This is a genomic window from Haloferula rosea (assembly GCF_016595525.1).
GTDB lineage: Bacteria > Verrucomicrobiota > Verrucomicrobiia > Verrucomicrobiales > Akkermansiaceae > Haloferula > Haloferula rosea.
Window position 1 is genome coordinate 488,962 of record NZ_JAENII010000002.1, and the last position, 11,354, is coordinate 500,315.

9 protein-coding genes are annotated in these 11,354 nt (G+C 60.1%); 6 read left to right on the forward strand and 3 right to left on the reverse strand.

The genetic code is table 11. The annotated features are described in order from the left end of the window. Positions 1 to 67: 67 nt before the first annotated feature. The gene (locus JIN81_RS04145) at positions 68 to 772 is read left to right on the forward strand and encodes a hypothetical protein (protein WP_200276715.1); all 705 of its coding nucleotides are present in this window, start codon (positions 68 to 70) and stop codon (positions 770 to 772) included. On the opposite strand, the gene JIN81_RS04150 is transcribed toward JIN81_RS04145, so the two are convergent. Beyond that, on the reverse strand, positions 756 to 1,298 hold the full coding sequence (locus JIN81_RS04150) for a hypothetical protein (RefSeq protein WP_200276717.1): 543 nt from the start codon (positions 1,296 to 1,298) through the stop codon (positions 756 to 758). The two genes, JIN81_RS04145 and JIN81_RS04150, sit on opposite strands and share 17 nt — an antisense overlap. 97 nt (positions 1,299 to 1,395) lie before the next feature. On the opposite strand from JIN81_RS04150, the gene JIN81_RS04155 reads away from it, so the two are divergent. Genes JIN81_RS04155 through hemB form a run of 3 tightly spaced genes read left to right on the forward strand, consistent with a single transcriptional unit; the run spans position 1,396 to position 4,013 of the window. Then, the gene (locus JIN81_RS04155; RefSeq protein WP_200276720.1) at positions 1,396 to 1,578 is read left to right on the forward strand and encodes a hypothetical protein; all 183 of its coding nucleotides are present in this window, start codon (positions 1,396 to 1,398) and stop codon (positions 1,576 to 1,578) included. Between the two features lie 58 nt (positions 1,579 to 1,636). Next, positions 1,637 to 3,025: a cysteine--tRNA ligase gene (gene cysS, locus JIN81_RS04160; protein ID WP_200276723.1), complete on the forward strand. Its 1,389-nt coding sequence runs from the start codon at positions 1,637 to 1,639 to the stop codon at positions 3,023 to 3,025. 4 nt (positions 3,026 to 3,029) lie between these two features. Continuing rightward, the gene (gene hemB, locus JIN81_RS04165) at positions 3,030 to 4,013 is read left to right on the forward strand and encodes a porphobilinogen synthase (protein WP_200276726.1); all 984 of its coding nucleotides are present in this window, start codon (positions 3,030 to 3,032) and stop codon (positions 4,011 to 4,013) included. Between the two features lie 22 nt (positions 4,014 to 4,035). Here hemB and JIN81_RS04170 read toward each other — a convergent pair whose 3' ends face one another. Together JIN81_RS04170 and tatC are read right to left on the reverse strand one after the other, a co-directional pair. Further along, positions 4,036 to 4,911, reverse strand: coding sequence for a YicC/YloC family endoribonuclease (locus tag JIN81_RS04170; protein WP_200276729.1), 876 nt, complete (start codon positions 4,909 to 4,911; stop codon positions 4,036 to 4,038). Between the two features lie 60 nt (positions 4,912 to 4,971). Further along, entirely contained in the window at positions 4,972 to 6,330 is a 1,359-nt protein-coding gene (gene tatC / locus JIN81_RS04175; RefSeq protein ID WP_200276732.1) for a twin-arginine translocase subunit TatC, read from the reverse strand. Positions 6,331 to 6,576: 246 nt separating this feature from the next. Here tatC and JIN81_RS04180 point away from each other — a divergent pair, with 246 nt between their 5' ends. Both JIN81_RS04180 and JIN81_RS04185 read left to right on the forward strand, forming a co-directional pair. Next, positions 6,577 to 7,137, forward strand: coding sequence for an RNA polymerase sigma factor (locus tag JIN81_RS04180; RefSeq protein ID WP_200276734.1), 561 nt, complete (start codon positions 6,577 to 6,579; stop codon positions 7,135 to 7,137). A gap of 22 nt (positions 7,138 to 7,159) precedes the next feature. Further along, positions 7,160 to 11,287 carry a YfbK domain-containing protein gene (locus JIN81_RS04185; RefSeq protein ID WP_200276737.1) on the forward strand — a complete coding sequence of 1,376 codons (4,128 nt, stop codon included), beginning with the start codon at positions 7,160 to 7,162 and terminating at the stop codon, positions 11,285 to 11,287. Positions 11,288 to 11,354: the final 67 nt, after the last annotated feature.

Consider the following 11,354-nt stretch of genomic DNA (forward strand, 5'->3'; position numbering starts at 1 on the left):
AGAGAATTGTCGTTCGTGGTGCAAATGCTCTCGACGGCGGCAACTTATGGCGTCTTGCTCTGTGCCGATGACTGACGAGACCCCAGAGGTTCCCGAAGAGAAGGCCGCCAAGAAGGCGACCAAGAAGAAGGTGGCCCGGAAACGTGCTGCGAAACCCAAGGTCGAGGAGACCGCGAACGTCGAGGAGCCCAAGGCTTCTCCTTCGCCCACCGAAGATCAACCCAAGAAAGATGCTCCCACCGCCAAGGTGGAGGGCAAGACCAGCGACGAGTCGACCAACGAGTCTGCCAGGCCCAAGTCCGAGGCGAGGGCTGAACAAGCCCGCTCCACGGATGCTTCGAGCGATGACTCCGCCGAACCGGAGGTGCGCCGCATTTCGAAGAAGCCGGGCGAAACCCCGGTCGAAACCGTTCGCTCCCGCGGAGGTGGCAAACCTCGGAAGGTCGAACCGAGCGATGACGCTTCCTCAGATGCACCTGACGGCCCGCCTGTGATCAGTGAACCTCCGTCCAATGAAGAAGGAGGGGGGAACAAGCGTCGCCGCCGTCGCCGTCGCAAGGGGGGGCAGGGCGATGACGCCGAAGAACAGAGCCAGGCCCCACGCCCGAAACTCGATGCCGAGCAGGTGGCCAAGAAGGCGTGGAAGATCTATTTGGCGGAAGTGAGCGAGGAAGGACTTGCTCTGATTTCCGATCAGGATGCGCGTGAGCTGAGCCGTCGGAGTTTCCGCCTCGCGGAAGTCTTCCTCGAAGAGGCTACGAAGCATCGTTGAGTCGTTCGCGCAGCCGGTTGGCAAGATCTGTCTTGCCGGTCGCTTGCGCCAACTCGATTCGCAGTTGAATGACCTGGGGGGATTCCCTCAGGTCATTGGTCATGCTGGCGAGCAGGTCAACGGCTGCATCGTGATCACCGATCGCGAGGGCGCCTTCCAACTGGGTCAGCTCATCCGGAACCTCGGCAGGCAGCGGAGGGCTCGTGTAGATGGCATCACGTGCCTGCTCCGGCAGTGTTTCCCGCTCCGGACCGTCCACGCTTTCGAGATACACGCATTCTTCGCCCTCTCGATGTCGCCTCCAGGCGTTCAGTGTGTTCACCACGAAGAAGCCGAGCAGCACGAAGCAGACCGGCATCAGGAACGGGCTGGTGGCGACTCCCACGATCATTCCGAACCACTCTCCGACCATGCCCGGGATGTGGCGTCCGAACCAACAGAGGATGAGGAACAGCCCGACGGCTGCGATGACCAAGGAGCCCAGCACGATCTGGCGCCCGCGGCTCTCCGTTTGTTCGACCTTCATGCGACGGAAAGATGCACGATGAGCGGTCGGACGCGAGGGAAGAGAATGTTTTTAAAATAGCTTGAATATTTATAAAAACTAAAGTTTTCTTCCCAGCGTGCGGCTGATCGTAGTTTCCGGAGTATTTGTGTTCCTGCTGATGGGGGCGATGCACGTGCTATCGAGTCAGCAAGGGGAAGATGCGGTAGCTTTGCCGCTCGAGGTTGGCATTCGCGTGCCGGTGGAGATTCTGAGGGATGGCGAGATGCCTGCGATTCAGGAGGTGATCGTTTCCCCGTAGAGGTTTTTCCAGACCCCGCAGTTGCTTCGATGCAGGTCGGGCGCTAGGACACACGGCGATGCGACTTTACGACACCATGTCGAGGGAGGAACGGGAGCTGCGTCCTCTCGATGGCAAGACCTTCCGTTTTTACTGCTGTGGACCGACCGTTTACGGTCCGGCTCACATTGGAAACTTCCGGACCTTCGTGATTCAGGATGTCCTCAGACGGGTTCTTGAAACCGGTGGGATGCGCACGCTTCATGTGCGCAACATCACCGATGTCGACGACAAGACGATCCGGGATTCCCAGGCAGCGGGCAAGAGCCTGAAGGACTTCACGAATCAGTGGCTTGAGCGGTTTCACGACGACTGCAAGGCACTGCAGTGTCTGCCACCCCACATCGAGCCCAGTGCGGTGGAACATTTGCCCCAGCAGGTCGCCATGATCGAGAAACTGGTGGAGAAGGGGCATGCCTATGCCGCCGATGATGGCTCGGTTTATTTCAAGATTTCGTCGTTTCCGGAATACGGCCGATTGAGCCATCTCGACACGCGGGAACTCGCCTTGGGCAAGACCCAGGAGTCGCGGGCGAACGCCGATGAGTATGAGAAGGACAGTCTCGCCGATTTCGTGCTTTGGAAGGCCCGACGACCGGAAGATGGGGAGAACTTCTGGTCGTCCCCATGGGGTGAGGGCCGCCCGGGTTGGCACCTCGAGTGTTCAGCGATGATCGAGGAATACCTTGGTGAATCCTTCGATCTCCACGGTGGCGGCGAGGACCTGGTGTTTCCCCACCATGAGAACGAGATCGCTCAAAGTCAGTGTGCCTGCGGGGGCGGTTTCGCTGCCCACTGGTTTCACTCGACCCACCTGTTGGTGGATGGCGGCAAGATGTCGAAGTCGATCGGCAATCTATACACCATGGAGGATCTCGCCGCGAAGGGCTTCAGCGCCGCGGAAGTCCGTTACGTGCTGATCGGTGCCCATTACCGCAAGCAGTTGAATTTCACCCTCGATTCGCTCAGTGCCGCGCGCGAAGCGCTCGCCAAAATGGCGAAGGGGGCGCGTGCTCTTGCTGAGCGTGCCGGCAAGGGTCACGTCCTGACCGACGTGGATTTCGGGCCGTTCAAGTCTGCGTGGGAGGCGCTCACCGACGACCTTAACACACCCGGCGCGCTGGGTGGGATTTTCACAGGTCTGAAGGAATCCAACTCGCTGGAAGGTGAAGCTGCCGCGAAGGCGCTGGCCGGCCTGAATCGGGTTCTGCGAGCCCTCGGTATCGAGCTTCCCGAGGAAGCGCCCCAAACGGAGGTGCCTGACGCCATTCGGGAGCTGGCAGAAGCCCGATGGGCCGCGAAGTCCGCCAAGGATTGGGCGAAGTCCGACACCCTTCGTGATGAGCTTGCCGCCCAGGGATGGGTGATGAAGGATGGACGCGACGGCTACGAACTCGAGCCCGCCTGAAGACATGCACCTTCGCCCCCGACGCAACCGGAAGTCCGCCGCAGTCCGCTCGCTGGTCCGTGAGACCCGCCTGTCAGCCTCCGACTTTGTGTACCCCTTGTTCATTCACGAGAAGGAGGTGGATGAGGAGATTGAATCCATGCCGGGATGCAAGCGATGGTCTCTCGATGGTCTCGTTGCCGAAGCCCGCTCCGCCCATGAATTGGGAGTGCCCGCCGTCGTGCTTTTTCCGGCCATCGCCGACGAACTGAAAACACCCGGAGCAGAGGAAGCATGGAATCCGGATGGTCTGGTGCAACGAGCGGTGCGCCGCCTCAAGGAGGCTATCCCGTCACTGTGCGTGATCACGGACGTGGCGCTGGATCCCTACAACTCGGATGGGCATGACGGATTGGTGGCCCGAGATGGTGAGGGGACGATCCATGTGCTGAATGACGAGACGGTCGAGTGTCTCTGTCGCCAGGCATTGAGTCACGCTGAAGCCGGTGCGGACATCGTTTCGCCGAGTGACATGATGGATGGCCGGGTCGCGATGATCCGCCACGAATTGGACTGCGAGGACTTTCTGGAGGTTTCGATTCTCAGCTACTCGGCCAAATATGCCTCGGCCTACTACGGCCCTTTTCGAGGAGCCCTGGAGTCCGCCCCGAAGGATGGTGACAAGAAGACCTATCAGATGGATCCCGGGAATGCGCGCGAGGCCATCCGCGAGGTTGGCCTGGACGAAGCCGAGGGAGCAGACATGGTCATGGTCAAACCGGCCGGGCCCTATCTCGACATCATCGCCAGGGTGAGGGAAGCGACGGTGTTGCCGGTTGCAGCCTATCAGGTCAGTGGAGAGTATCTCATGATCGAGAGTGCCGGGGCAGCGGGATGGGTGGATACCAAGGCGGTGGCCCTCGAGTCGCTCACGGGGATCAAGCGCGCGGGCGCCGACATCATTCTGACCTACTACGCCAAACGTGCGGCACAGTGGTTGAAGGACTGAGCGGGCCGAGTCTGGCGACTGCTTATTCGACGTTCTGAACCTGCTCGCGGATCTTTTCGAGCTCGGTCTTTGCGCTGACGACCTTCTGCGCAATCGCAGCGTCGGAGGCTTTGGATCCGATTGTGTTGAATTCCCGATTCAGTTCCTGACAGAGGAAATCCAGCGGTCTGCCCACGGCGTCGTTACTATCGAAGAAGTCGGAGAAGGCGACGAAGTGGGCATCCAGTCGGGTCAGTTCCTCGCTGATGTCACAGCGGTCGGCAAAGAGACCAATCTCCCGTTGGACCCGGTCATCTGCGAGGTCGAGGTCGAGACCGGCATCGGCAAGGCGCTTGAGCAGCATCTCCCGATAGCGCTGAGGGCGCTCAGGGGCTTGGATTCCGATGTCGTGGCGGATCGATTTGAGCGTCTCGATCCGTTCCCGGAGGTCGACCGCGAGTTGTTCACCTTCGCGGGCGCGCATGTCGGAGAACTGGTTCAATGCCTCTTCCAACGCTGGCGCGACCAACTCCCAGACATGGTCAGGGGAAAGGCCCTGATCTTCCATGCGAATCACCCCGGGAGCTTTGAGGAAGTCGCTCGCGGTGGGTCGGACCTGGCGGCCGATCTGTTCGGAGAGATCGGCGAAAACGGCCTCCATTTGTCTGGCGAGGTGCGCGTCGAGGACCATGCCCTCGCCGCTGCCGCCAACCGGTGTGATTTGAACGCTGAGCTGAAGACGTCCGCGTGAAATGCGGGAGGAAGCCAGCTTGCGGATTCGGGCTTCGACTTCCGGAAGGTCGCGAATCCCCTGAATCACCACCTCCGCTTGCTTGCGGTTGACCCCGGCGATTTCGATGTTCGCGCTGCCGTGTTCGTTCGTCGCGGAGCCGCGACCGAATCCCGTCATTGAATGCATGGGGGAAGTAGATGGGATTCTCCTGAATTCGACAAGCCCGGTGGGCGGGCCATTGCGATCTCAGTCACCTTTCCGCGGTTCGTCCTCGGCGTCCTTTTCCGGGTCGTTGGATGATTCATCGGAATCATCCTCCGCGGTCAGATCCTCATCCGTGGCTTCGTCCTCGTAGTGCGGCTCGATGTAGTGCTCGTCACCGTAGTCTTCGTCGCTGTAATCCTCCTCCTCACCGGATTCATCGGCGTCCATGGAGGGTTCATCGAAGCTCTTCTCGTCGAGCACCGACTCATTATCCAGCGAAGGCTCGTCGAGCAGACGCTCCATCCTCTCGGAGTCCTCTTCCTCGGCCTCTTCCCGCTTCTTCTTGTTGTCGAACCAGGCAAGCCAGATGCAGGCCTCGTAGAGGATATACATCGGCACCGCCATCATCGAAAGGGTCAGGACATCGCCCGTCGGGGTGATGACCGCGGCAAGAACGACGATGGCGAGGATGGCGTAGCGTCGCGTTCTGGACATGGTTTCGAAGCTCAACAGGCCGAGTTTCACCAGTGCCATGATGACGACGGGAAGCTCGAACGAGAGGCCGAAAACCAAGGTGAACTGGGTGGCAAACCCGATGTACCAACCGATCCGCCATTCCGAGGCGACTCCCAGTCCCTGGTCCCAGGTGAAGAAGAAGGCAAGGGCCCTCGGGAGGACGATGAAGTAGGCGAAGAGGACACCCACAAGGAACAGGCCGAATCCGATCGCCATGGACGGCCAAAGGATTCCCTTCTCGTTCTGGTGGAGGCCCGGCAGGACGAACTGCAGCACGAAAAACAGGAGGAAGGGGAAAGACACCACGATGCCGGCGAAGAACGCCAGTTTCATCGACAGCATGAAGGTCTCCGTCGGTTTGAGGGATGACATCATGGTCAGGTCCGCTCCAGGCACACTGTCGGGCTCGGCTTCGAGCTTGATCAGCTCGTCGAGCAAGTCGGTGGGTCCGCGGCCGCTTTCCGCCGCTTCCTTCAGAAAGGCGGCCTGCTGGTCCTCGGGCAGCGGTTTGCTGAGGCGCAGCGTCCGGATGACCTCGATGAGTTCCTGGGTTTCCTCGTCGAATCGGCCGAGGTAGGCATCCACTTCGCTCGGTTTGGCATAGATGGAACGATCGAGGATTTCCTTCGCCTTCTCCCATGTTGCCACCTCGAGCTCTTTGGGCATGGTCGCCTTCACGGTCTCGGCCCAGACATTCTCCACCGGTTTGCGGAGGATATCCATGACCTGAGCCTGGAAGACAAAACAGCCGATGGTGGAAACCAGAAGCGTCAGCACAATCTGGGTGATCATCACCCGGAGATCCTCGAGGTGCTCGAGAAACGGCTTCTCCATGTCGGGATTTGCGTCGTCCCGGAGTTTGAAAACCTTTTGCAGCAAGATCATGGAGTGCGGGCGGATACTTGGCGGGGATGGCGATCTTTCGCAAGTCTCGATCCACGAATGCGGGAGAGGGTGCCGCCAGCGACGTCGACAGGGCGGATTTGGCCTGAAATTTCTGTCACAATCCGCTCGCCGGTGGGCAATCTCTTACAGCATGGATCGAGATTTTCGGGGAAACGGTCAAAAAAGTTCCAAGGATTTCGGCTGTTCCGTGTCGTTAGAATAGTAACGCGATGTATTCCGCCCGCCATGAAACCTGCTCCAGCCGCCAGTGATGTCGGCGAGGTGCTGCCCTTCGGCCCGATGAATCAGGAGAAACCGACGCTCCGTGAGATCTTCGAGACCGAGGAAAGCCCACTTTTGCGCTTTGCCTATGGGATTCTCGGGCGGCGTGAGGTGGCCGAGGATCTGGTGCAGGAAGCATTTCTCCGGCTTCACGCGAACTGGGGGGAAGTGAGGAACCCGAAGGCCTGGCTCTATCGTTCGGTGCGGAACCTGGCGCTCAACCATCTGCGGGATCACAAGAAGGAGTGCGCCACCGAGGAAAGCCAGGAATGGGCGGTGGAGAAGGGGCCAAGAGAGGCGTTGGCGCGCATGGAGGCGGCGGGTGCGGTGCAGATGCTGGTGGCCGAATTGCCGGAGAAAGAGGCCGCACTCATCCATCTGAAATATCACGAGGGACTGCGCTATGAGCAGATCAGCGAACGCACGGGCCTGTCGGTCGGGAACGTAGGCTACAAGCTCCATCATCTTTTGAAGGGCCTTTCCGCATCCTTGCGGCGGATGGGAGTGGACAGCGCCGAGGGCTAGAGAAACCAGCGACACCAATGCCATGAAAAACGATTCAGACCAACCACTCACGTCCGTGGAAGACGACGCTTTCGAGGCCCGGCTCGTGGCCTGGGTGCTCGGGGAAGCTTCCGCATTCGAGCAGGCGGAGCTGGAGACACTCTACCGCAGTGACCGGGAAGTCGCACTCTTCGTGGATCGCCTGCGGTTGCTCGATGGACTGATCAAGGAGGAAGGGGAGGAGGTTTGGAGGCTTTCGGATGAAAGGAGAGCGAAAGTTCTGGCCTTGATGGGCGACAAACCTCCGGTGGTGGTCCGTCGTATCAACCGTCAGTGGTGGAGCGTGGCGGCGGCAGCCGTGGTGATGGTCGTCGCAATCGGTGGAGCCCTGTCCACGATGGGGGTGAGACGCAGTGTGAAGAGTGAGAAGTCGGCTCCGGTCATCGTCAGTTACTCAGCACCTGCCGCGTCTCCCTCGGCGGCATCGGCCGATTCGCGGGAGTTTGCATTTCTTTCGGAGTATGAGCCGCCGGAACTTCCGAATGGCCTCGCGAACGCGTCACATGCGATCGACGAAGAAGTTCAAGAACGGGCGCTCGCAGTCAATGAGTCCAATCGTAAGCTTCCCAATGCGATTGGCGGTGGGTTTCCGGTCACCCCGGCCACACCCACCGACTTCGATGCCGACGCGTGGGGTGGGTCGACCAGTCGGTCCGGGGCCGACGAGCTGGGTCTGGAGCAGTTGGCCGATTCAGCACAGAGCGCTGAGTCTCAGGGTGAGGTGATCGCAGGTCACCTTGGAGATCGGAATTCGGTGCTTCGGAGTGAGATTCCGGCCAAGCTTTCCTCGAGCATGGCGAAGGTGATTGGGAGCAACTCGGCATCCCCCGCCGAGATCCCGGTTCCCGAGACCACCGTCCCAGACCCGTCCACCTCCTTTGGAGATGGCGATGACTTCGGCGTTGGCTGGGGAGGCGCGATTGGTGGCGGTAGCGGCGGTGGTGGTTTCACCGGGCATATTGAACCGACCGAACCGAGTGGCGTTCCAACAGTCGGTGATCTTCCTGGCGTGGGCAGTCTTTTTCAACGTGCGGGGGAGGTTGCTGATTCACCAGAGGAGCCGACTTCCGATCCTTTCGCGGCTGCACCACCAAGGCTTGAGGCTCCCGTCGAAGAAGAGTCATTTGGTCGCTCGGTTGTGGATGCGAAGGAGCGAACTTCGGGCGCGGTTGCAGGAGGTGCAAAGGCGGAGGCTCAGAACATCGACGCGATCGGGGGCAACGATGGGAATGGTTTTGGCGGGATCGATGGGTCAGCCGTGGTGACAGGGGGAATGAATCGGGATCTCAGTGCATTGGAGGGCCGACCTGCTGGATCCACAGGAGACGGGCTTGAGAATCGCCATCGCTTTGGAATGGATATCGATGGTCGCGTGTCGGGGTGGGATAGCCGGAGCAAGCAGTCCGGCTTGCCGAACGAAGCGCTTGCGGAGCGTGAGGCATTGCAGCGGCAAGATGGGCTTTCCGAGTCTGATCGCCTGCTTCGGGAAGCTCGGAATAGCTATTCGGAAGGGGAGTATGATGAGGCCCTTGATCTTTATGCTGAGGGATTGGAGCGACTCCCGGATACTCCGGCTGCGGAGAGCCGACGCCTGTTCTTCAATGATTCGCTCGCTGATGCGGAGATCGCGGTGGCTGAGGAAGCAATTCGTGTCGGCCAGTATGACAAGGCGAAGGACCTGCTGAAAGACGCTGCCGGAAGAGCTTCCGATTCGCGGCTGGCCGAGCAGAAATTGGAGGATCTCACGGACCCGATCCGGACTTCGCCCGCGCTTAGCGAGGAGCACAACCGCAAGGTCGATGACGTTCGCCGGGGTCTCTATCAGGGTGAAGGTCACTACAACCTCGGTCAGTATGACGAGGCCCAGAAGCAATACGAAGGGGTCCTGAAAACCGATCCAGAAAATCGCGCGGCCCGTCGTGGGATGGAACGCATCGCTGCCGCCAAGGAATCCTATTACAAGGCGGCTTACGACGAGACCCGTGCCGAGTTGCTGTCCGAGGTGGATTCCGCGTGGGAGATGCAATCCGAGGTGGGCGATTCATCGGGATCGAGTGGGCTAAAGCCCTCGGTCACCAGTACCCTGAACTCCATCATCATTCCAGAGGTGGACTTCAAGGACGTCAGCTTGGAAGAAGCCGTCGATTTTCTCCGTGCCAAAGCGGTGGAAGGGGACGTCAATGAACTGGATCCTGCGAAGAAAGGTCTTGGCTTGCGAGTTGAGATGCCCCGCCAGGCTTGGTTCAATGACGGGCTCGATGCGGGCGCCAACGATCCCGGCGGTCAGGTGAGGATCCCTGAACTTAGATTGAGGAATGTGCCTCTGGGAGAGGCGTTGAACTATGTCGCGGAAGCCACGCGGATGCGCTGGAAGGTCGAGGACGATGGGATTGTCATTCAGCCGGCCACGGAGGTTGGTGAGGACTTGTTCACGCGCACCTACCGGGTGTCTCCCGATTTTGCCAGTCGTCTGATGCCGGATCAGGGATCCGAGATGGACGAGGATCCGTTCGCGTCATCCGACGACGAGCAGCCCCTGATGCCGGATCAGGGATCCGAGATGGACGAGGATCCGTTCGCGTCATCCGACGACGAGCAGCCCCTGATGACGCGCATGAGCATGGAAGACCTCCTCCGTTTCAACGGAGTCAGGTTTGCACCCGAGGCTCAGGCACAATTCTTTCCTGAGAACTCGACGCTTTTGGTACGAAACACGCCGTCGAACCTGGATCTCGTCGAACAGTTGGTGAAGGAGCTGGCCTCGGAAGCCTCGGCAGAGGCGCCCTTGACGAGAATGGAGGAAGTGTCGGCGTCCGATGATCCGTATTCGACGTTCTCACTTCACGTCAGCGACTCATCCTTCAAGCTCGCTGCGGCGGCCATGGAGCGCGGTGAGATTCCGGATGCTGAAGGGATCCGGCCGGAGGAATTCTACAACGCATTCGATTACGGCGATCCATCGCCAGCGGTGAATGAGCCGGTGGCTTGTGTGGTCGAGCAATCGGCACACCCGGCTTTCCCGCAGCGGAACCTGATGCGGGTGGCGGTGAGAACCGGCTCAGCCGGTCGGGCGCAGACGACGCCGCTCAACTTGACGCTGCTGCTCGACAACTCGGGCTCGATGGAGCGTGAAGACCGGGCGGAGGGGGTCGGTCAGGCGGTGGAACAGTTGGCGTCCTTGTTGCAACCGGGTGACAAGGTGACGGTGGCAGGGTTTTCCAGACAGCCCCGGCTTCTTGTCGATCGTCTCGATGGCGGACAGGCCGAGCAACTCAATGGCCTCGTCGCCCAGCTCCCTTCGGAAGGGGGAACGAACCTGGAAGAAGCGCTGGTGCTTGGTGAGGAGTTGGCCAAGCGGCAGTACGTCGAGGGGGCTCAGAATCGTGTGGTCCTGTTCACCGATGGTGCGGCCAATCTTGGCGATGCGGATCCGGACAGTCTGAATGGGAGGGTCGAGGCGCTTCGCCAGAATGGCATCTCGTTTGATGCCGCAGGCTTCGGTGCGGATGGTCTCAATGACCGCTTGTTGGAACGACTGACCCGCAACGGGAATGGTCGCTACTACGTGGTCGATGACGCGGTCGAGGCCGGTGAGGGCTTTGCCGACAAGTTGGCGGGCGCGTTCCGCCCACAGGCCGAGAACGTCAAGGTGCAGATTGTTTTCAACCCAGCCCGGGTCGGGAACTACAAGTTGATTGGATTCGAGAAGCATCGACTGAAGAAGGAGGACTTCCGCAATGACGCGGTGGACGCTGCGGAAATGGCATCGGAAGAGGCCGGAGTGGCTCTCTATCAGTTCGAGGTCCTGCCGGAGGGCGAAGGTGAGATCGGCGAGGTGAGCGTTAGATTCCGGGATGTCGGAAGCGGTGAGATGGTCGAGAGAACGTGGACGATTCCCTATGATCCATCGGCGCCGGCATTCGACCAGGCAGCGGAGAGCCTTCAACTGGCCGCGCTTGCCGCCTTTGCCGCCGAGAAACTTCGATCCGCACCGATGTCCGAGGTTGTGGATCTGGCAAAACTTTCCCCGGTCCTTGCGCGAGTCGCGGCCCGCTACCCCGAGGCACCACGGATCGAGCAATTGCGTCGCATGATCGAGCAACTGCGATGATTTACCCAACCTTTACCAAGTTGCCGTCCAGCGGTGGCGTTATCCCATAGTGAACCCGAACGGAATG